We start from the raw sequence: 21,658 nt of genomic DNA on the forward strand, positions 1-21,658 counted from the left end.
GTCGGACGTCGTCAGGGTCACGCCGATCGTGCCGCTCGCGGCCTGCGCGGGCGCCGCGGCCAGGGCCGCCACACCGCCCGTGACGGCCAACGTCAGCGCCACGGCCTGCGCGCTCAGCCTGCGCAGCGGTTGTCTCATGTTCATGGGAGCATCCCTGTTCACTTGTGGTCGGGTCGTCTGTCTTCGGAGCGGGCCGGACACGCGTCTTCGAGCCGCTCGGCCCGCGCGATCCGGTCGTAGCCGTGGTGCACGGCCGGCTGCGTCGGGGTTCTGCCTGTTCGCGTGACCCGGCGCGGGCCGGAGCCCTCGGTGACGACGCGGACGTGTTCGCCGGCTGCCGGGCTCGGATGAGAAAACGTTTTTCTGTGTGGAAAGGTAGAAAGGCGGGAAGTGTGAGTCAAGACGTACGCACGAGTATCTTGGGGCGTACGTCGGTGCAGTTCAGTGGAGTTGGGCGGGGCGGTGCGTGCGCTGCCGACGGCGCAGGAAAAAACGGTTGCGCAACAGGAGCGCAAGGGGCTTTTCCGCCCGGCGGGCGCATCCATGCGTCACGGCCCGGTGCGGGCCGGCGGGGCCCGGTGCGGGCCCGGTTCGAGCGCCGCACCGGGGTAGGGGGTCCCGGGAGTGGGTCAGACGGGGCTGACGGTCCACTGCATGTTGGTGCTGTTGCCCCAGTCCCACATCTTGGTGACGGAGCCCTCGGCGACGTTGCCGCCGCCGTCCAGGAGCTTGCCCGTGGTGCGGTTGACGATGTTGTACTGGCCGCCGCCGCGGTGCGTGATCTTCCACTGCTGGTTGGTGTGGCCGTTCCAGGCCAACTGCTTGCAGGTGGCGCCGTTGTTGGTGGCGCCCCAGCTGTCGGCGACCATGCCGTTGGTCCGGTTGACCAGCTTGTAGTAGCCGCCTCCGACCTCGACCGCCTGCCACTGGAGGTTGGCGTTGTCGTAGTAGTGCCACTGCTTGAGGGCGGAGCCGCCGGCGACGTTGCCGCCGCTGTCCAGGGCCAGGCCGTCGGTGTAGTTGATGATCTTGAGGTAAGTGGCCGGGTTGAACTGCACCTTCAGCGAGGTGATCTTGTCGTTCTGGCCGGTGACCCGCAGGTCGGCGTTGTCGGCGGTGAAGATCCACTGGGTGCCGGTGAAGTTGTCGCCGGAATAGGCGACGATCTGCTGGCCGGGGGCGAGCTTCAGTGAGGAGATGCTCAGCGCGGGCATCCCGTGCAGGTCCAACTGGTCGGCGGTGTAGTCGCCCAGGCCGAGCGCGGCGGAGGCGCCGCTGTAGTTGACGTCCGCGAAGACCAGCGCGCCGTCGACCGGCTGCAGCGTGGGGATCTGGCCGGCGAAGGTGAGCTTCAGCACGTACATGGGCGCGGAGAACGGCGCCGACGACGGCAGGGTCACCTGGAGCCCCGACGCGTCCTGGGTGCGGTTCGGGAGGTTGATGTAGGCGCCGGCGGTGCTGTCCAGCAACTGCACCGAGCTCAGCGAGCCCAGGTTGATGCGTCCGGAGCCGAGCGTCTTGATGGTCAGCGAGCTGCCGGGATAGCCGAGCACCGTGGCGTACAGGACGGTGTTCGCCTTGTTCCGGGTGAAGCGGATGTCCTGAGCGGTGCCGGCGCTCGGGTTCATGAAGGTGCCGCCGCCCATCTTCGTCGGCCCCTCCCCGTAGGCGGTCCAGGCCCGGGTCGAGTACACCGACTCGCCGAAGCGCTTCAGGTAGTCGCCGATGCCCAGCAGGATGTCCCGCTGCCCCTGGGGGATGGTGCCGTCCGCCTTCGGCGCGATGTTGAGCAGGACGGTGCCGTTCTTGCTGATCCGGTCCATCATCGCGTGGAGCAGCAGCTGCGACGTGTAGTAGCCGATGCCCTCGGTGTAGCACCAGCTCGTGCTGGACACGCTGTCGTCGGTCAGCCAGTAGGGCGAGGTGACGTCGGCCGGGCCGCCGCGCTCGTAGTCGAAGACCTCGCCGTGGCTGTTGAAGGCGTCCTTGTAGGTGGCGATGACCTCGCGACCCCAGGAGTTGGCCTGGTTGTAGTAGTAGGAGAGGAAGTTCAGCAGCTGCGTCTCGGCGATCTGGTCCAGGTGGACGTCCTGGTAGATGATGTCCGGCTGGGCCAGGTCGATGACTTCCTTGAGCTTGTCGTACCAGAGCTGGTCCTCCGTGGCCTTGTCCAGCTGCCCGTAGAGCTTCTTCAGGCTGGGGTCGGACTGCGTCGGGACGGCCTGGAAGTAGCCGAGGTAGTTGTAGGCGTGGTGCATCGACACCAGCAGTTTGAGGTTCTTCGCGCGGACGGCGTCGGTGAACAGCTGCAGCAGGTTGAGCTGCGGACCCTTGTCGACCGAGTTCCACTCGTTGACCTGGCTGTCCCACATCGAGAAGCCGTCGTGGTGCTCGGCGACCGGCCCGGCGAACTTCGCTCCGGCGTCCAGGAACAGCTGTGCCCACTCGTCGGGGTCGAAGTTGCCGCCGGCGGACTTCAGCTTCGGCGCGAACTTGGTGAAGTTGCCCGCCTTGTCGTTCGCCCCGTTGATGAAGTTGTGGTACGGCCATGCGGTCGTGGTGCCGTAGGTGGCGACGTGGTGGTTGTTCACGTTGCTGCCGTTGAAGTACATGTTGCGCGGGTACCACTCGCTGTCGTACGCCGGGACGCTGAAGACGCCCCAGTGGAAGTAGATCCCGAACTTGGCGTCCTGGAACCAGTCGGGGGACGCCGGGTGCTGGTTCACCGAGCCCCAGGTGGGCGTGTAGGTGGACGGTGCGGCGAAGGCGCGGCCTGAGCCGAACACGCCGCCCGCGACCGCGGCCGCCGCGACGGCGGTGGTGCCGGCCAGGAACTGCCGTCTGTTGATCGCTCTCGCCATGGCGAGACCTCCGGTGCAACTGATGTGGTGAGCGGTGGCGGGGAGATCGCGGGAGCTGGGCTCCGGCGTGGGTGTCCGGCGTCGGGGAGCGGAATCGCCGTTCGAGGCCCTCGATTGCTGGGATGTTTCCCGAGCTGCGAGGACGTTACGGCGACGTCACCGGCGATGACAAGAGTTCATGGACAGGATTCCTGTGGCATGCGGCACGATGCACAGCGGAAGAGGGGGCGCGACGCTCGCCCACTGCCCCTCCACATGCCTCCTGAACTGCCCCTTCATGCTCTTGGACGCCTGGACGCCAGGCTCGGGGAAAGCCTGCGACACGACAGCGCCGACTCCGGGCGCCTCGCGCGATCGCCCACGACCGGGGTGACACACAGCGGGGAAGTCCCGGGTACACTCGCCCAGCACCCGACAGACGGGCTGTTACCGGACAGTATTGGACCCGGTCGACTCCTCATACACCCCATGTCTCCATCGCCGACCCGACCGGTGACGTCTACAGTCGCCGCACACCAGACCTCCGATGACTCCGTCGTCCGCCGACGTCGCGTGACTCGTGAGCGGCTCTGGTCTCCCTGATTTGCACAGGAGTTGCTGTCATGATCGTCCACTCCGACGGACCGGGCGCGGCCCGTGTCTGACCGCGCGCACTCCGGGCTCGTCGACGCCCACCATCATGTGTGGAATCTCGACCGGAGGCCCCAGCCCTGGCTGGACGACCCGGGTCACGAGCCGATACGTCGCACCTTCGACATCGGCGACCTGCGCACGAACGCGACCCGCACGATCGCGGGCCGCCCCCTGGAGCAGACCGTGGTCGTCCAGTGCGTGGCGTCCCTGCCGGAGACGCGCGAGCTGTTGGCCCTGGCCGAGCGGGAACCGCTGATCGGCGGCGTCGTCGGCTGGGTGGATCTGACCTCCCTCGCCATCGACGACATCGTCGACACGCTGCGCGCCGGACCCGGCGGCTCCTACCTGCGGGCCGTGCGCCACCTCGTCCAGGGCGAGCCGGACCCCGCGTGGCTGCAACGACCCGTCGTGGAGTCGGGGCTGCGCGCGATACGCGACCGCGGACTCGGCTACGACGTGCTGATCCGCGCCCACCAGCTGCCCCAGGCGATCCTGCTCGCCGAGCGCGTCCCCGGCCTGCCGCTGGTCCTCGACCACGCGGGCAAGCCGCCGATCGCCGACGGCGACCTGAGCGACTGGGAACGGCAGCTCCGCCTGCTGGCCCGACATCCGCAGGTTCGGTGCAAGGTGTCGGGCCTGGTCACCGAGGCCGACCCGGAGAAGTGGGACATCAAAGACATCCGTCCCGTGTGGGACGTGCTGCTCTCCGCCTTCGGCCCGGGTCGGCTCATGTTCGGCTCCGACTGGCCGGTCTGCGACCTCGCCGGCGGCTGGAACGCCTGGGCCGCCACCGTCGAGGAGCTGCTGCAGGACTGCTCCGGGGCGGAGACCCGGGCGATCCTCACCGGCGCCGCGACCGAGTTCTACCGGCTGCGGCCCCGATGACCGCTCCGTCCGCGGCGGACGCCGCAGCGGTCGCCTCCCGCCGCGCCCGCCCCGATGTCGTCGCCGTCGCCCTCGGCGCGCCGAGTCCGGACCGGGTCGCGCACGACGGCGGGCTGCTCGGCCGTCACGTCCCCGGAGACCTCCGGGGCGAGTCTCGGGCCCCGGGCCCGACCGGACCGGGCGCCCCCGGGCGGCGCGCACGAGGAGAGGGGTCGCGTTGTCCCTGACCGACAAGGCCATCGAGCAGATCCGTGAGCTGATCCGGACGGGCGTGCTGCCCCCGGGCTCGAAGCTGCCCCCGGAAGCGGAGCTGGCGTCCCAGCTGGGGCTCTCCCGCAACCTGGCACGCGAGGCGGTCAAGGCCCTGGCGGTCGCCCGCGTGCTGGAGGTGAAGCGGGGCGACGGCACGTACGTCGGCAGTCTCCAGGCGAGTGTGCTGCTGGAGAGCGTCGGCGGGGCCGTGGAACTGCTGCAGGGCGACTCGGCCGCGCTGCTGGACCTGATGGAGGTGCGGCGGCTGCTCGAACCCGTCGCCACCGCACTGGCCGCCCTGCGCATCTCGGACGAGCAGCTGGCCCAGGTGAAACGGCATCTGGACGCCATGCGAGACGCCCGGGACGACGTGGAGCGGCTCAACGCGCACGACGCCGCGTTCCATCGCGCGGTCGTCGCGGCCACCGGGAACGAGTCCCTGCTCGCCCTTCTGGAGGGCGTCTCCGGACGCACGCTGCGCGCCCGCGTCTGGCGGGGTCTGGTCGACACCCGGGCCGCCGGCCGGACGCTCACGGAGCACGAGGCGATCTACGAGGCGCTGGCCGGCCGGGACGCCGCGCTCAGTCAGGCGGCGGCGCTGCTGCACGTGACCAGCACCGAACGGTGGCTGCGCCGGCACCTCGAGTCCGGGGACCTGCTCGCCCACGCCGGCGACTCCCCCGCCCGCACTCCCGCGGTCTCCGGTCGACCCGCCGTCGGCGCAGCTTGACGGGCGGTCGGCGTACGAGCGGGCGGGATGCGGGCGCTCCGGGTGCGGGCGGGCGGGATGCGGGCGCTCGGGGTGCGGGAGCGGGGGTGGGGGAGTCGGGGCGGTCGCGGCCGCCGGCACATGGCCCTGCGGCCCCGCCGGGCGGCTTCCGGGCCCCTCGCCGGCGTCGGCTCTACGGCCGGGCGGGCTCCGGTTCGGCGGCCGGCGCGTCCGCGGCCGGCCCGCGTCCGCCGGCCGCCCGCAGGGTCACGGTGGCCGCGGCTCCCGCCGTCACGCCCCAGACGAGGGCCGCCGGAACGCCGTCTCCGATGCCCGCGGACAGGTACATCAGGTCCCATTTCAGGGTCGACCCGTCCAGGGCCACCCGTAGCAGCTGACTCGCCAGGAGTCCGAGCACGGTCACGCACACCGTGGCCGTCGCCATCGCCGGGACCGTCACCCGCGTGAGCATGGCGGGCAGCCGCCGCAGCGCCGTCCACACCAGCGCCAGCAACAGGACGTCCGTGGCCCGGTACAGGAGCCAGTCCCCGAACGACACCCCCGCCGGAGCGGACCAGGCGCCGAGGAGCAGCCACTGGCGGAGCAGGTCACCCGGTTCGGAGAGCAGCCCGCTGCCCGAGAACGACGTCTGCAGCTCGGCGGCGACCGACTCGTACGAGAGGACCACCAGGGACAGGGCGATCACCGCAGTCCCCACGGTGGCGGCCAGCCGGGCCGCGCGCGGCGCGACAGCCTGGCGCGGCAGCGGCTCCTCGCCCCTGGCGATCACCCGGGCGGCGAGCACCGTGGCCAGCGACGCGAGCAGCGCGGTCACCACCAGCATCTGCCGTCCCGAGGAGATGACGCCCGCCAGCTGCGGGAGGAGGCGGTAGCTGCCGCGCCCTCGCGAGGCGATCAGCCACGGCGCGGAGACGGTCACCGCCAGGGTCCCCGCCACGACGCCCCATCCCCACAGCGCGAGCAGCGCGGCGGGCAGCCGGCCGCCGACCGGCGGCAGCCTGCGGACCAGGAGCATCGCCCCCGGCACGAAGAAGGCGAAGACCGCGGCGAACCGGATCTGCAACGCCGTCTCGTACAGCGAGAGATAGCGGGTGGCGTCGCCGCCGGCCGGGTCACCGACCTCGCCGAGCGCGCCCTCGCCGAACCGGACCGACGTCGGCGGGTCGTACGACCAGGGGGCGAGCCACTGCTGGAGTTCGGCGACGACCCGGCCGCCGAGCGCGTCGGCGGCGCCCTGCAGGTGCAGGGCCTCGCTGCTCGCCCCGGCCCACCACAGCAGCGCCGTGAGCACCGCCCCGCCGATGAGCGCCGGTATCGCCGCACGCCGATGTGTCATGTGTGTCCCCCGTACTGGTCGAGCGCCCGCGAGCCGAGTCCTGCGGTCGGCTGGAGACTACGCCGCACTGATCACATAAGGATCACGGTCGGGCGTTGACCGGTTGACAGAGCCCGGGTGACGGCACGGCACCGGGAATCCCGGGCACTTCGCTGTGAGGTCGCGCACGGTAGGTGCGTTGCGGGCCTGGTGTGGCACTTGATGTGCCATGGAGTGCACTCACGGGACGACGACGGGGGCGACGTGGACGGCATGGCCCGTCCGACTGGTGCGGGCGGTCCGGCTGAGCGGCGGGAACGTCGTGCGGACCGCACGACGGGCGTGGGCCGAGCCGGGCCGTGAACGGGATCTCGTGGCGCAGGCCGGCAAGGCGGCGCTGGCCGCCTGGGCGGCCTGGGCGGTGGCGGGCTGGTGGCTCGCGGCCCCGATGGCGTTCGTGGCGCCGTGGGTGGCGGTCGTGCTGGTGGAGGCGACGGTGTACCGGTCGGTGGCGCACGGTCTGCAGCAGCTCGCGGCGATCGCGGCGGGCACCGTGGTGGCCACGGCGGTGGCGTTGCTGCTGGACGGCACGATGGTCACGATGGCCCTGGTCCTGCCGGCGGCGCTGCTCCTCGGGCAGTGGCATCGTCTGGGCAGTCAGGGCGTGTACGCAGCCACCGGCGCGCTCTTCGTGCTGACCGGCGGCCAGGTCACGATCGCCTCGTCGGCGGCCCGGGTAGCGGAGGCGGTGTTCGGCGCGGCGGTCGGCGTCGCGGTCAACGTGCTGGTCCGGCCGCCGCTCTATCTGCGCGACACCCGCTCCGCGCTGGAGGACGCGGTCCGCGAGGCGCAGGAGATCCTCGACGCGATGGCGGACGGACTGGCCGACGGCGAGTGGGACGACCGTGCGGCCGCCGAGTGGCATGCACGCGCCCTGCGGCTGGACCGCCTGGTCGACCAGGCGCGGTCGGCGATCGGCCGCGGCAAGGAGAGCATGCGGGGCAACCCGCGCGGGCGGCGTCTGTACGCCGCGGCGCAGCCCGACAAGACGTACGCCGACGCTCTGGTCGTGCTCGACTACATCGCCGTGCACACCGCCGGGGTGACCCGGACGGTGTGGGAGGCCGTGGACCACGGCAGCAAGGCCGCTCAGCCGGCCGCGGAGATCGCAGGTCCGTACGCGGACTTCCTGCACCGCACGGCCCACGCCGTCCGGCTCTACGGCAGCGCGCGCTTCGCGCCGGCCGGCCAGGACGCCGCCGCGGACGACGAGCTCCGCGCGGCCGTGGAGGATCTGCACCGCGCCCTCGACGCGTTCCGCCGACGGCTTCCGGGCGCCGTGCGGGACGACCCCGACGCGCTGCTGACGTACGGGACGCTGCTGGCCCAGGCCCACCGACTGGCCGATCAGCTCGTCCAGGACTGACCGCCGCGGCGGACGGGAGCCGCGGCGAACGCAGGCGCTCGTGCACGGGAGCGGGAGCGGAGTGATCGTGTCAACGCGTCTGTGTCACCCCGGCTGTGTCAACCACCCTGAGCGTGTGGGCAACTCTTGTCCGACGGTTCCTCCTCACCTCCCCCGGACGGCCATGCTGCGACGCCGAACGCCCGTGGTCACGGGCCCCGAGCTCGACGACCTGCCCCTGCACCGCGTCCTCGCCGAGCTGCGCCACTCGCCGCAGATGCACGGCCTCGCCGCCGGAGCGAGCCGTCCGCCGTGGACGACCGCCGCCGAACTGCTGCGGACGACGGGCCGCGACTGGGACCGCCGGGTGCACCGCGTGCAGGTGCTCGCCCGGGCGCTCCCGCCGGTGGTGGCCGACCGCTGGTTCAAGGACCGCCCGCGAGATCCCGACGCGCTGGTCGTCCGGGCCTGTGTGCGGGTCGCCCAGGCAGGCGAAGACAGGCGGGCGGACCCGCGGGAGCGGTACGCCGACTGCATGCGCGCGGCGCAGGCCGCACCCGAGGACCCCACGCCGTGGCTCGCCCTGCTGTCGCTGATGACGGCGTACGGTTCCCCGACGCGCTCGGTCTTCCCGGTGTGGACCGAGGCGGTCGCCCGGGATCCGTGGAACCGAACCGCCTGTCACCGGATGCTGGACCATCTGTCGCCCCGCGGCCACGGGACGCTCATGGAGCTGCTCGACTTCGCGGAGCGGTGCGCGAGCCAGGCCCCGTACGGGTCGCCGGTGGCCCTGCTGCCCCTCGCGGCCCGGGTCGAACTGGTCTCCCACCGGACGTCCGGGGACGTCACCACCGCGTTCGCGGCCGACGGGCACTGGTACGAACGGCAGGCGGGCGTGGAGGCGGACCACGCCCTGGCGCACTGGTTCCGCACGGCCGCCGCACCGCACGCCGAGGCGCTCGCCGACCTCAACCTGCTCGCGTTCGCCCTGACGAGGATGAGGCGGACCGAGGACGCGGGCCCGGTGTTCCGCCGTCTGGGACGCCGAATGACGCCGCACCCCTGGAACCTCGCCCCCGAGGCGGCCCGTGACTTCCAGTACTGGCGCGACCGCGCGCTGGGCTGACGGGGTGCACCCCCGCCTCGGGGGGGGGTCCGTCGCGCTCGCCGCGTCGGGGGGCGCGTCGCGGTCGTCTACGCCGCGTCAGGGGGCGCGTCGCCGGTCGTCGACGCCGTGTCAGGGGGCGCGTCGCCGGTCGTCGACGCCGTGTCAGGGGATCTCCTGCTCCGCCCAGATGACCTTTCCGTCGGCCGTGTACCGGGTGCCCCAGCGATGGGCGAGCTGGGCCACCAGGAAGAGGCCGCGCCCTCCCTCGTCCGTGATCCGGGCGTGCTTGAGCCGTGGGGCCGTGCTGCTGGCGTCGGTGACCTCGCAGGTCAGACGGGCGTCGCGGAGAAGCCGCAGCCGGATGGGCGGGGTCGCGTACCGCACGGCGTTTGTGACCAGCTCGCTCACGATGAGCTCGGACGTCATGGCCAGCTCCGGCAGGCCCCAGTCCTCCACCTGCCGGGTGGCCCGGGCGCGGACCGCGGAGACGGCGGCCGGGTCGGCGGGCACCTCCCAGGAGACGACGTGCTCGGCCCGCAGGGCGTGGGTGCGTGCCAGCAGCAGGGCGACGTCGTCGGACTGCGGGGTCGGAACCAGCCGGCGGACCGCCGAGGTGCAGAGCGTGTCCAGGCCGGCGTCGGGCCGGGCCAGCACCTCGCCGAGCCGGAGCATGCCCACTTCCATGTCGTGCTCGGCTCCCTGGACGAGGCCGTCGGTGTAGAGGCCGACCAGGCTGTTCTCGGGAAGGGTGATCTCGGCTGCCTCGAAGGCCATCCCGCCGAGTCCCAGCGGAGGCCCGGCGGGCGGCTCCGGGAAGGACACCCGGCCCTCGGGGGTGACGACGACGGGCGGCGGATGCCCTGCCCGGGCCATCGTGAACCGCCGGGTGACCGGGTCGTAGACGGCGTACAGGCAGGTCGCGCCGAGGAAGGCGGTGGCGCTCTGCTGGGCCGTGAGGTCGTCGGCGCGCTCCGTGCTCAGCCGGAGCACGAGGTCGTCGAGGTGGGCGAGCAGCTCGTCCGGCGGCATCTCCATGTCGGCGAGGGTCTGCACGGCGGTGCGCAGCCGGCCCATGGCCGCCGCCGCCGCGATGCCGTGCCCCACCACGTCGCCGACGGCGAGCCCCACCCGCGCCCCGGACAGCGGGATCACGTCGAACCAGTCGCCGCCCACGCCGTCCGCGGGGTCCGCGGGCTGATAGCAGGAGGCCACCTCCAGCGCCGTTCCGCCCGCCAGTGCGTGCGGCAGCAGACTGCGCTGCAGGGTGACGGCCGCCGTGTGCTCCCGGGTGTACCGGCGGGCGTTGTCGACGCACAGCGCCGCCCGGGCCACCAGCTCCCGGGCCAGCAGGACGTCGTCCGGGCCGAACGAGACGGGGTTGAGCGAGCGGACGAACGTGGCGAGGCCGAGTGCGGTGTCGCGCGCCCGCATCGGCACGGAGATCAGGGAGTGCAGCCCGTACCGGCGGATCGTCGCCGTCCTCTCGGGCTGTTCGGCGAGCCACAGTTCGTCGGTGGGGTCCAGGACGGGAAGCAGGATCGGCTCGCCGTCGATGAGCAGCTTCGCGTCGTGCGGCGGCGGCAGGAAGTCCACCCGCTCCCCCACCCGGGCCACGGCCTCGGGGCAGCCCTCGCGCACCGAGCTCAGGCCGGCCCGGCGCATCCCCGGCCGGGCCGGGGCGGGACCGGCGTCGGTGAGCCACGCGCCGTGTCCCTCGGTGCTGAGGACCGGCTCCAGCAGGTCGACGATGACGAAGTCCGCGAACCGCGGGACGGCGAAGTCGGCGAGCTCCTGGGCGGTGCGCATGACGTCGAGGGTCGTGCCGACGCGCGCCCAGGCCTCGTTGACCAGCGCCAGCAGCCGGCGGGCGGTCCACCGCTCGGTGACGTCCTGCACCATGTAGCAGACCCCGGTCACCGAGTCGTCGGAGCCGACCAGCGGGAAGAAGGACGTGGAGTAGGCGCGCCGGCGGTGCGGATCGGCCCAGCTCCACCCGAGGTACTCGTAGTCGTTGACCGGGGCGCCGGTCCTGAGGACCTTGCGCATGAGGCCCTCGATGGAGTCCGCCTGGAGGCCGGGCAGCAGCTCGCTGAGCCGTCGTCCCAGGCGCTGTTCGCGGGGCACGCCGCCGAGGCGTTCCAGCGTGTCGTTCAGCCACACGTAGCGCAGCTCCAGGTCCAGCACCGCCATCCCGACCGGGGAGCGGACGAGGAACCCGTCGAGGACGGACTGGCCCACCGTCCACTGGCGGCTCTGCTCGCGTGCCGACAGCAGAAAGCACTCGTCCGGGCCGATCCGGAAGGACGCCGAGACGCGCAGCGCGACGTCGACGGAGTGCCCGTCGCGGTGCCGTGCCGTGAGCTGGCCGCTCCATCCCCTTCCGGCGCGGCAGCGGGCCGCGACCGCCGCCACCCGCGCCGGGTCGCGCGGCATCGCCACCAGCGCGGCCGCCGGTCGGCCGACGACCTCGAACGCGGGGTGGCCGAGCAGCGCCTGCGCGCCTCGCGTCCAGGCGAGCACGACGCCGTCCGCGGTCACGACCGCCGCCGCGTCGGTGGACGCGTCGAGGAGATCGCGTGGTCCCGCGGGCGTCGGGGCCTCGGAGACTTCTCGCGCTGGATCCATGAGTGCCGTCCTCTACAGGACCATGGTGCTGCTTGTCGGGCCGATGCGCACGGCGCCGCCGCGACCCGCCGACGGCGCACGGCGCGCCCCGCATCGGCCCGGCGGCGGCGCACCGCGCGGCCCCGCCCCGCCGCGCGCAGCCCGCACGCGCCGGGTGCGCGACGGGGCCCCGCTACCGGGTGCGCCCGATGAGGCGCAGCATGGAGGTGCGGGAGGAGGCTCCGCGATGACAGCCGAACCCATCCGGTCCGACGGGACCGAGTACGCCCGGGAGGCGCCGCCGCCGACCGGTCTGCTGGACGTGCTGAGCGTCTCCGCGATGGTCGTCGACGCCGAGGGACGCATCGTGTTCTGGACGCCGCAGGCGGAGGAGCTGTTCGGCTACACCGCGCAGGAGGCCCTCGGGAAGTACGCGGCGCGGCTGTTCATCCACCCCGAGCACCTGCAGTCCGTGGTGAGACTGTTCACGGAAGTGCTGGAGACCGGCCGGAGCTGGGCGGGCGCCTTCCCCATCCGGCACAAGGACGGCAGCAGCCGTCTCATGGAGTTCCGCAACATGCGGCTCCAGGACGATCTCGGGGACGTCTACGCCCTCGGCATCGCCGCGGACCACGAACTGCTGCAGCGCGTCGAGACCGACCTGGCCCTGTGCGAGCGGCTGATCAACCAGTCCCCCATCGGGCTGGCGCTGCTGGACCCGGACCTGCGCTACCTGCTGGTCAACCCCGCGCTCGAGCGCATCGACGGCGTCCCGGCCGAGGACCACGTGGGCCGGCGTCTACGGGAGACGCTGCCGCTGCCCGACGTCGAGACCATCGAGTCCGCGCTGCGGCAGGTGCTGACCACCGGCACGCCGCTGCTCGACCAGTACCACGTGGGCCGACCGCGGACCGACCCCGATCACGAGCACGCCTGGTCGCTGTCGTTCTACCGGCTGGAAGACCCGGGCGGCCGGGTGCTGGGCGCGGCCGCCTCGGTCGTCGACGTCACCGAACGGCACCGGGTGGCCGCGGAGGCCGACCGGGCGCGCCGCCGCCTCGCCCTCATCGCCGAGGCCTCCACGCGGGTCGGCACCACGCTGGAGGTGGAGCAGACCGCCCGTGAGCTGGCCGAGGTCGCGGTGCCGCAGCTCGCCGACGTGGTCGCGGTGGACGTCCTGGACTCCGCGCTGGCCTGCCGCCGCGCCCGCCGGCCGGACGACGGGCCCGAGCTCTTCCGCGCCCTCGCGCTCAAGGCGGCGCATCCCACCGTGGCGCTGCGGGCCGCCGACCCGCCGGGCGACGTCGCCGCCTACCAGGGCGACCAGCTGGTCACCCTGTGCGTGCACACCGGCCGGCCGGTACTCGTGAGCCACGTCGGCGACCAGGACCTGCCGCGGATCGCCCGGGACGCCGAGGCCGGCTCCCTGCTGGCCCGCGCCGGGGTGCACTCGTATCTCGCCGTGCCGTTGATCGCCCACGGCGAGGTGCTCGGCGCCCTCGACCTCAAGCGCACCCGCAACCCGCTCCCGTTCGACGAGGACGACGTGCTCCTCGCCGTCGAGCTGGCCGGCCGGGCGGCCGTGGCCATCGACAACGCCCGCTGGTTCGAGAGCGTGCGCAACACCGCGCTCACCCTGCAGCGGAGCCTGCTGCCGGAGCATCCGCCCCACCACTTGGGCCTCGACCTCGCCTCCCGTTACCAGCCGGCGCAGGCCACCAGCGAGGTCGGCGGCGACTGGTACGACGTCATCCCGCTGGCCGACGACAAGACCGCGCTGGTCGTCGGGGACGTCATGGGCAACGGCATCGACGCGGCGGCCACCATGGGCCGGCTGCGGACCGCGACCTGCGCCTACGCGGACCTCGACCTCGAACCCGGCGCCGTGCTCCAGCACCTGGACAAGATCACCTGCGATCTGGAGCACTACATCGTGACCTGCCTGTACGCCGTGTACGACCCCCGCACGGGGCAGTGCCGGATCGCCAACGCGGGCCACATGCCGCCCGCGCTGGCCGGGCCCGGCCGTCCGGCGACGCTGCTCGACCTGCCGTCGGGGGCCCCGCTCGGCGTCGGCGGCGTCCCCTTCGAGACCACCACGACGACGCTCGGCTCCGGCGACCTCCTGGTCCTCTACACGGACGGCCTCGTCGAGACGCGGCAGCACCCGATCGACGACCGTCTGGCGGTGCTGGTCGGCTTCCTGGACGAGCCGCACCGGCCGCTCGAGGAGATCTGCGACCTCCTGCTGTACGGCCTGCGCCATCCCGACGACCACGACGACGTGGCACTGCTGGTGGCCCGGGCCAGGTAGCGGACTCGGCACATCGACAACGGGACTTCGGTCCCTCACCCGTACTCACCGCACTCACCTGTTCGACGCAGTACGGGGCCCTTCGAAGCGCATTGTCACCATATGTGCGTATACGGTTAATCCGGATCACGACCAGCGTCCTTCCAGGTCGACGCCCGCGGCCCCCAGGCCCGCCCGCACTGCCCGGCATCCGGGACAGGCGCGTCCAGGATGGAGAAAGGGGCCGGCATGCCGGTGAACGTCACCTACCCGGGTGTCTACATCGACGAGGTCAAGAGCGCCGTCAGAACCATCACCGGGGTGGCGACCTCGGTGGCCGCCTTCGTCGGATACGCACCCCGCGGACCGGCCGACCGGCCCGTGCACATCACCGGCTGGGCCGACTACGAGGCGGCCTTCGGCGGACTGCAGCCCAACTGCCCGATGAGCTACGCCGTCTACCAGTTCTACCTGAACGGCGGCAGCGAGGCCGAGATCGTCAGGGTGGTGAAGCCCGACGCGAAACCCGTCCGCCTGCCGCTCGGGACCGGTTCCCCCGGCAAGGGACCGGCCCAGCCGACGCCGTCTGCGTCACCCTCCTCGGCGTCAACCGCCTCGGCCGCGGACTCCGAGGGGGGCGAGGGCGCCTCGACAGGCGAGGACTCCGCCGACGACAAGAAGAAGACGCGCGGCGGAGGCGACACCTCAGCCGCCAAGAGCACTGCCGCCGGGCGGTCGAGCGCAACGCCCTCGGCCGCTCCCCCGGTCCTCGTCGCGGCCTCGCCCGGACAGTGGGGTCTGCATCTGCGTGCGCGCGTCGATCACGACACCTTGGAGCCCAAGGACACGCCTGCTCCGCAGCGCAAGCTCTTCAACCTGACGGTCCGTGACATGGAGACCGGCGCCGAGGAGCGGTACCTCAACGTCAGTGTGGAGCAGGACAGTCCGCGCAGTCTCGGCAACGTGCTGAAGTCGTCGCGGCTGGTGCGCGCCGAGGACGGCGAGGGAGCCCACACGGCGCCCCAGCCCAGCCCGGACCCGGACCCGGAGGGCAAGGACACCAACCCCTTCACGGCCACACTCCCGAACGGCACCCCGTGCTGCTACGCCCCGGCGCAGACCGCCGCCGACTCCGGGACGGACACGGCCCTTCCCCCGGAGGACGCCTACCTCGGCAACGCGGCGGCGAAGACCGGTCTCCACCAACTGCTGAAGACCGACATCTTCAACATTCTGTGCCTGCCGGACCTCGGTTCGATGAACCCCCCGGCACTCAGTCTGCGGGCCAAGGCCCTGCGACTGTGCGTCGAGCGGCGGGCCGTCCTCCTGGTCGACCCGCCCCCGAGCTGGACGGGCTCCCTGGACGACGTCCTGCTGAAACTGACGGAGGTCCAGGGCGACGAGTCCGACAAGAACGCCGCCGTGTACTACCCCCGCGTCATCGCGCCCGACCCACTGCTGCCGGGGGTGGTGCGTGCGTTCCCGCCCTGCGGCGTCATGGCCGGCGTGCTGGCACGCACCGATGTCCAGCGCGGGGTCTGGAAGGCTCCGGCCGGCACCGACGCCTCCCTGACCGGCGTCAGCGACCTCGAAGTGCCGCTCACCGATCTGGAGATCGGCCGGCTGAACCCGGTCGGCGTCAACTGCCTGCGCCGGCTGCCGGCGGCCGGTCTGGTGGCCTGGGGAGCGCGCACCCTGCGCGGGGCCGACCGGCTCGCGGACGAATGGAAGTACCTGCCGGTGCGCCGGCTGGCGCTGTTCATCGAGGAGAGCCTGTTCCGGGGCACCCAGTGGGTGGTGTTCGAGCCGAACGACGAACCGCTGTGGGCGTCGGTACGGCTGAACGTCGGCGCGTTCATGAACTCCCTGTTCCGCGCGGGCGCCTTCCAGGGCCGCACTCCTCAGGAGGCCTACCTGGTCAAGTGCGACAAGGACACCAACCCGCAGAACGACATCGACCGCGGCATCGTCAACATCCACGTGGGCTTCGCCCCGCTCAAACCCGCCGAGTTCGTGATCGTGCACATCCAGCAGCTCGCCGGTCAGATCCAGGTCTAGGAGGACGACGGATGCCGGAAGTCACGCGCCGGGACCCCTTCAAGAACTTCCGCTTCCGCGTGAAGTTCAGCGGGGAGACCGCCTACATCGCGGGAATCAGCAAGGTCAGCGGACTCAAGCGGACGACGGAGGTCATCCGTCACCGCGACGGGGGCGACCCGGGCACCAGCCGCAAGCTGCCCGGCCGCACCGAGTACGAGGCCATCACCCTCGAACGGGGGTGCACGGTGGACACCGCCTTCGAGGAATGGGCGAACCGCGTCTGGAGTCTGAAGAACTCGGCGGGCGGTCTGGAGACCTCCCAGAAGGACTTCCGGCGGGACCTCGTCATCGACGTCTTCGACGAGGGCGGCCAACAGGTCCTGTCGTACTCCGTCCACGAGGCCTGGGTCTCCGAGTACCAGGGCCTGCCCGAACTCGACGCCGGGTCGAACGCCGTCGCCTTCGAGCACATCAAGGTGGAGCACCACGGCTGGGTGCGGGAGCATACCAACGCGCCGCAGGAGTCGCAGTTCAGCGACACCGCCGGGTGACCGCGTGACCCACCGACTGACGGAGGCGAACGTGCTCGAGGTGTGGGAGGGCGGGCTGGGCTGCACAGCCGCGGCCCGCTCCCTGCTGCTCGCCTCGCTGGCCGCCCCGGACGGTGAGGACGTCGCGGACCTGCCTCTCAGCACCCTCAACCGGCTGCTGCTGGAGCTGCGTCGCGCCGCGTTCGGCGACCTGCTGCCCTGCACGGCGGAGTGTCCCGCATGCGGCGACAGCCTCGACGTCACCGTGGCGGCGACGGAACTGCGGCCCCCGTCGCAGAGCGCGGCGGAGCACGGGGCCGAGGGCCCTGCCCCGGTGACGGCGACCCTGACGACGGGCGGAGTGACAGTCACCTTCCGCGCCCTCACCGGCGGGGACGTCCGCGCGGTCGACCCCGCCGCACCCCGGGCGCGCCGCACGCTGCTGCGCCGGTGCGTCGTGGACGTCAGCCCGCCGCCCGTGGACGACATGCCCGACGAGATCCTCGAACAGGTCGCCGGACGGCTGGCGCGGCTCGATCCGGGCGCCGACACCGTGCTCGCGCTGACCTGCCCGCAGTGCGCCTGCCGATGGGAGGCGGCGCTGGACGTCGCCGATCACCTGTGGGCCGAAGTATGCGGCTACGCGCACCGGTTGATGCACGAGGTGCACACGCTGGCGCGGGCCTACGGCTGGTCGGAGGCCGACGTGCTGGCGATCAGTCCGCAGCGGAGGCGGTTCTATCTGGAGGCGAGCGCCGGATGAACGACTTCGTGGACCGGATCCTGGGTGCGCCGGGACCGCGGCTCAGGCCTCTGACGCCGAACGTGTTCGACCCGGGGGCGCCGCGACTGCCCGGCGGAAGCCAGGAGGACGGGCAGACGGCGATGCAGGGGCGCGGACAGGGGGCAGGCGCCTCCGTCGAGCGTGCTCCGTCCGGCGCCTCCGTCGTGCGTACTCCGACTGGTGCCCCTGTCGGGCGTGCTCCGCTCGGCACCTCTGGCACCTCTGGCACCTCTGGCACCTCTGGCACCTCTGCCACCTCCGGCACCTCCGGCACCTCTGGCACCTCTGCCACCTCCGGCACCTCTGCCACCTCTGCCACCTCTGGCACCTCCGGCACGTCAGTCGTGTTCGGTGCGCCGGAGCCGCCGGTTGCGACTGAGTCCTCCCCTGCGGCTGAGCTTCCCCCTGCGGCTGGGCTGCCCTCTACGGCTGAAACCTCCCTTGCGGCCGGGCTCTCGCCAGTGGCCGAGTCCTTCCCGGCTGGGCTTTCTCCTACTGCGGGGACTCCCCGTTCGGCTGAACTGATCGGTGCGCCCGGGCCGTCGGGGGATCGTGAGCCGCCCGGCGCGTCCGCTGATCCCGCTGCGTCCGGTGATCCCGGCGCGGCGACCATGCCCCCGCCGTCGCCATCCCAGGCGTCCCCCACCTCTCCGACGACGACCGGCGGCCCGCCCTCGGCCGGTGACCGTCTCGTCCCGCACGTCCAGGGCTCCGCGGCGGAACTCCCGCCCCGTGCCGAGCAGTTGGCCTCGTCCCGCCTCGACACGGATCAGCGGCGCACCGCGTCGATCGCCCACTCCGGCCCGGACGGCCGGGCGGCGAGCGCACCGCCGCGGAACGAGCCCTCGCGCCACGCCCCCGCGGCGACGGTCCCCGCAGACTCCGGCGCGGCGACGCGGGCGCCGGCCGAGAAGTCGACGGCGCGCCCCGCCCGCCCCGCCTGCCCCCGGGAACCGGCGGCGTCACCTGCGGCGGCCAGCCCCGTGGTGCTCCGCGACGCCAAGCCTGCGGCGGCCCCGTCGGAGTATGACCAGTCCCGGAACCTCACCCCCCACCGTTCGGACGCACCGGCTGAGCCCTCTCCCGCTGCCCCGCCCGCCCCGACGGGCGCTCCGACACCGTCCGGGACACCCGCCGACGCCGGACGCTCCGCCGGCGACACCAGGGGCTCCGCTGAGGACGCGCCGCCGCACATGCCGCCCCCCGCGCCCACGACGCCCCTCGCCCAGTCGTCCCCGACCGAGGCTGCGAACCTCCGGCACGGGGGCCGGACTTCGTCCCTCACCCCTGAGCGCACCGCACGGCACAGGCCCGGCCCGCTCCCCCGCTCGGATGACCCCGTAGGGACCCGCCCCACCGCACCGCGGACGCCCCGGCCGACGAACGGCCCGCAGCCCAGGCCGCCCTCGCCGCCGCCGGTCGAGCGCGCCTCGCAGCGCAAGCCGATCCCTCCCGCCGCCACCGCTGACGCCGACGCTGTCGACGTCTCCGCCACCCCGAACACGCCGTCACCGGCTTCGAAGGCCGAGGACGCTCCCTCGGAGAGCCGCCCGGCCACTCGGCCGCGACCCCCGGCCGAGTGGCCGCCGTCAACCCCGTCGGCGCCGTCCAAGTCGTCACAGCCGCCCCGCCGCGGCCAGAACCCGCCGTCCCGCACGCCGGGTTCACCGCCTCGCCCGTCCGATGCCTCGACGCCGCCCCCCGCGACGACGCGCTTCGCCGGGCGGGATGCCGCAGCCGAGCGCTCCGCCCTGCCGTACCCCCCGCCTTCCAGCCCACCGGCACGCACCGCACCGCCGTCGGCCGAGGCCCCCGTGCGGCCGACGACGCACGAGGCGACGGCCGTCGCCTCGGCTCCCCACCCGTCGGCGGCTCTCCCGCCCGCGCCCCTCGCGAGCCGGCCCCCGGCTTCGCCGCCTCTGTCACCGCCTCCGCCCTCGCCCTCGACTTCGTTCCGGTCTCCCGAACCGTCCTCCCCGCCCGCGCACCATGACACCGCCGTCCCTCCGACCTCCTCACGACCCGGGGCCCCCTCACCACCCGAAGCTCCTTCACCACTCGCGGCCCCCTCCCCGGTCCGGACGCCCCCGTCGCCCGCAGGGCCGCAGGCCGGCGCACGCCCCCGCACGGCCGCCCCCCGGACGCATACACGTCCCACGGAGCCGCCGTCACCGCCGTCACCGCCTGCGCCGCCGTCACCGTCGGCGTCGCTGCCGCCGGCGTCGGCCGCGACCGCGCGTCTCGCCTCCTCCGCCGTCCGTGGCACTGCGGGGAACGCGAAGCCGTCCGGCCCGTCGAGGCCCGCCGACGAGGTCGTCGTGCGCGTCGCCATCGACCGCCTGGTGATCCGCTCCACGGCTCCGCAGCCCGCCGACGACGCGCCCGCCGCGCGGCGGCAGTCGCGGACGAGCCTCGAGGAGTACCTCGGGAGGCGGTCATGAGCGACGCGCTGGCCGTCGCCGCGGTGACGGAGACGCTGCGGGCAGCCCTGCAGACGGCGGTCCGTCGCGCCGCGCCCGACGCTGTGGTGACGGTGCGTCACCCCGCTGCGCCGGTACTCGCCGACGACACCGCCGACAACGCCGGCGACGAGGCCGGCGGGCGGGCGCCGACCCTCAACGTGTTCCTCTACCGCACCAGCGTCGACGCCGCCTGGCGGAACACCGACCCGCCGGGGACGCGTCCCGGTGAGACCCGGCCCCCGGCGCTTCCCCTAGTCCTGCACTACCTGTTCACCGGATACGCGCCCCGGGACGCCGACTCCACCCTGCCCGAGCGGCTCCTCGGCGCCGCCATGTCCGCGCTGCACGATCAGCCCGTACTGCACGCCGACGCCGTCCGGGCTGCCGCGGACTTCAGCGATCTGCACCGACAGCCGGAGCCGGTGCGGCTCACTCCGGCGGCGATGCCGGCCGACGAGATGTGGCGGCTGTGGACGGCGCTCGGCCACGGCTACCGGCTGTCCGTGGCGTACGAGGCGCGAGTGGTGCTCCTCGACAGTTCGGCGCCGGGCCGGACCCCGCTGCCCGTGCTGCGCCGCGGATCCGCCGGCCTGGGCCCGCAGGCCGCGCCGACCCCCGCGGACCCGTGGCCGGTCCTGCGCTCCGTCCTGCCCGCCGTCGCGTCGCCCGGGGGCGACGTCGTGCTGAGCGGCAGCGGCCTCGGCTCGGGTGAGGCGACGGTCCGGCTGACCCATCCGCTGCTCGGCGGGCCGGTGGTGCTGCCGGCACGGGCCGAGGGGAGGGCCGCCGTCCGCGTCACCCTGGACGAGGAGCTCGCCGCGGGCCGCTGGTCCGCGGTGGTCGTGCTCTCCTCGCCCGACGGCGACGCCCGGACCACCGCCCCCGTCGCCTTGCGCATCGCCCCGCGCCTCGGCGGGGCCCTGCCGCTGTCCGTCGCACGGGCCGCGAAAGGGGCGACGGTCCTGTCGGTGGAGTGCGCTCCCGCCGTCCACCCCGGTCAGCGGGCGGAGCTCCTCGTGGCGGACCTGCCGGTGCCCGCGGAGCCGTTCACGCGGGCCACGCGCAAGCTGCGGTTCCGCCTGGCCGGCGGCCTGCCGGGACGGTATCCGCTGCGGCTGCGCGTCGACGGCGTGGACAGCCCGCTCGCCGACGCACAGGCCGAGCGGTTCGACGCCGACGCGGCGGTGGTGATCACATGACGACGACCCGGGTGGACGTGCGCATCGGCCGGCTGGTGCTGGACTCGCCCCACGAGGTGTCACGAGCCGCGCTGTGCGCCGCGGTCGAGGCTGAGCTCTCCGCACTGCTCAGCCGCTCCCCCGGCGACGGTCGGGAGCACGGCAGCGGTCGGGAGCACGGCAGCGGTCGGGAGCACGGCGGCGCGCCCCGGCCGGCCAGGGCCGCCGACGCCCACCTCGCGGTCCTCGCCCGGGTCGTCGCCCGGGCGGTCCACCGGGCCATGACCGCCGAGGAGCAGGCGAGGCCGGACCGGCCGAGGCCGCGGGCGGGCGCCTCATGACCGGGCCGGCGCCGCGGCGGGGCGGTTTCGTCTTCCTCGACCCCGAACAGGGCCGGGTGCTGCGGGTCGTGCCGTTCCAGTACAACCCCGACGGCGTCACCCGCACGCTCCAGCCGCGGGGCATCGGGGCCGACGCCGGGGACCGGCTGGAGGCGCTGCGCCTGCAGGGTCCGCCCCGCGAGACGTTCCGCATCGACGCGGAGTTCGACGCCACGGACCGGCCGGCCCCGGCCGGCG

Annotated in this window: 15 protein-coding genes and 1 pseudogene; 12 read left to right on the forward strand and 4 right to left on the reverse strand. The window is 73.4% G+C overall.

What is annotated here, in order from left to right:
• Positions 1-629: 629 nt before the first annotated feature.
• Entirely contained in the window at positions 630-2,861 is a 2,232-nt protein-coding gene (locus tag ABT300_RS28685; protein WP_351681505.1) for an alpha-L-fucosidase, read from the reverse strand.
• 636 nt (positions 2,862-3,497) lie between these two features.
• On the opposite strand from ABT300_RS28685, the gene ABT300_RS28690 reads away from it, so the two are divergent.
• Together ABT300_RS28690 and ABT300_RS28695 are read left to right on the forward strand one after the other, a co-directional pair.
• Positions 3,498-4,379 carry an amidohydrolase family protein gene (locus ABT300_RS28690; RefSeq protein ID WP_351681507.1) on the forward strand — a complete coding sequence of 294 codons (882 nt, stop codon included), beginning with the start codon at positions 3,498-3,500 and terminating at the stop codon, positions 4,377-4,379.
• A 217-nt stretch (positions 4,380-4,596) separates the two neighbouring features.
• Positions 4,597-5,361 (forward strand): FadR/GntR family transcriptional regulator, encoded by a 765-nt coding sequence (locus tag ABT300_RS28695; protein WP_351681510.1) that lies wholly within the window; start codon positions 4,597-4,599, stop codon positions 5,359-5,361.
• A gap of 172 nt (positions 5,362-5,533) precedes the next feature.
• Here ABT300_RS28695 and ABT300_RS28700 read toward each other — a convergent pair whose 3' ends face one another.
• Positions 5,534-6,697 carry a hypothetical protein gene (locus ABT300_RS28700; protein WP_351681512.1) on the reverse strand — a complete coding sequence of 388 codons (1,164 nt, stop codon included), beginning with the start codon at positions 6,695-6,697 and terminating at the stop codon, positions 5,534-5,536.
• A 208-nt stretch (positions 6,698-6,905) separates the two neighbouring features.
• On the opposite strand from ABT300_RS28700, the gene ABT300_RS28705 reads away from it, so the two are divergent.
• Positions 6,906-8,102, forward strand: a complete 1,197-nt coding sequence (locus ABT300_RS28705) for an FUSC family protein (protein ID WP_351681514.1) — start codon at positions 6,906-6,908, stop codon at positions 8,100-8,102.
• Between the two features lie 163 nt (positions 8,103-8,265).
• Positions 8,266-9,207: a hypothetical protein gene (locus ABT300_RS28710; protein WP_351681517.1), complete on the forward strand. Its 942-nt coding sequence runs from the start codon at positions 8,266-8,268 to the stop codon at positions 9,205-9,207.
• A 144-nt stretch (positions 9,208-9,351) separates the two neighbouring features.
• Here the strand turns inward: ABT300_RS28710 and ABT300_RS28715 are convergent, their stop codons facing one another.
• On the reverse strand, positions 9,352-11,814 hold the full coding sequence (locus ABT300_RS28715) for a SpoIIE family protein phosphatase (RefSeq protein ID WP_351681520.1): 2,463 nt from the start codon (positions 11,812-11,814) through the stop codon (positions 9,352-9,354).
• Between the two features lie 226 nt (positions 11,815-12,040).
• On the opposite strand from ABT300_RS28715, the gene ABT300_RS28720 reads away from it, so the two are divergent.
• The 4 genes from ABT300_RS28720 to ABT300_RS28735 all read left to right on the forward strand — a co-directional run bounded on the left by ABT300_RS28720 (position 12,041) and on the right by ABT300_RS28735 (position 17,419).
• Positions 12,041-14,107 carry a SpoIIE family protein phosphatase gene (locus tag ABT300_RS28720; protein ID WP_351681523.1) on the forward strand — a complete coding sequence of 689 codons (2,067 nt, stop codon included), beginning with the start codon at positions 12,041-12,043 and terminating at the stop codon, positions 14,105-14,107.
• Between the two features lie 228 nt (positions 14,108-14,335).
• Positions 14,336-16,144, forward strand: coding sequence for a phage tail sheath family protein (locus ABT300_RS28725; protein WP_351681526.1), 1,809 nt, complete (start codon positions 14,336-14,338; stop codon positions 16,142-16,144).
• 11 nt (positions 16,145-16,155) lie between these two features.
• A complete protein-coding gene (locus ABT300_RS28730; protein ID WP_351681530.1) occupies positions 16,156-16,677 on the forward strand; it encodes a phage tail protein in 522 nt (173 codons plus the stop codon).
• A gap of 4 nt (positions 16,678-16,681) precedes the next feature.
• Positions 16,682-17,419 (forward strand): hypothetical protein, encoded by a 738-nt coding sequence (locus ABT300_RS28735; RefSeq protein ID WP_351681533.1) that lies wholly within the window; start codon positions 16,682-16,684, stop codon positions 17,417-17,419.
• Positions 17,420-18,209: 790 nt separating this feature from the next.
• Here ABT300_RS28735 and ABT300_RS28740 read toward each other — a convergent pair.
• On the reverse strand, positions 18,210-18,443 hold the full coding sequence (locus ABT300_RS28740) for a hypothetical protein (RefSeq protein ID WP_351681536.1): 234 nt from the start codon (positions 18,441-18,443) through the stop codon (positions 18,210-18,212).
• Between the two features lie 1,315 nt (positions 18,444-19,758).
• On the opposite strand from ABT300_RS28740, the gene ABT300_RS28745 reads away from it, so the two are divergent.
• The 4 genes and pseudogenes from ABT300_RS28745 to ABT300_RS28760 all read left to right on the forward strand — a co-directional run.
• Positions 19,759-19,881, forward strand: coding sequence for a hypothetical protein (locus ABT300_RS28745; protein WP_351681538.1), 123 nt, complete (start codon positions 19,759-19,761; stop codon positions 19,879-19,881).
• On the forward strand, positions 19,878-21,101 hold the full coding sequence (locus ABT300_RS28750) for a Pvc16 family protein (RefSeq protein WP_351681541.1): 1,224 nt from the start codon (positions 19,878-19,880) through the stop codon (positions 21,099-21,101). The genes ABT300_RS28745 and ABT300_RS28750 overlap by 4 nt, the downstream gene beginning before the upstream one ends.
• On the forward strand, positions 21,098-21,421 hold the full coding sequence (locus ABT300_RS28755) for a hypothetical protein (protein WP_351681544.1): 324 nt from the start codon (positions 21,098-21,100) through the stop codon (positions 21,419-21,421). The genes ABT300_RS28750 and ABT300_RS28755 overlap by 4 nt, the downstream gene beginning before the upstream one ends.
• A pseudogene (locus ABT300_RS28760) lies at positions 21,418-21,658 on the forward strand (hypothetical protein); the annotation flags it as partial. The gene ABT300_RS28755 and the pseudogene ABT300_RS28760, both read left to right, overlap by 4 nt.

The sequence above is a fragment of the Streptomyces sp. NPDC001027 genome, from assembly GCF_040299045.1.
GTDB lineage: Bacteria > Actinomycetota > Actinomycetes > Streptomycetales > Streptomycetaceae > Streptomyces.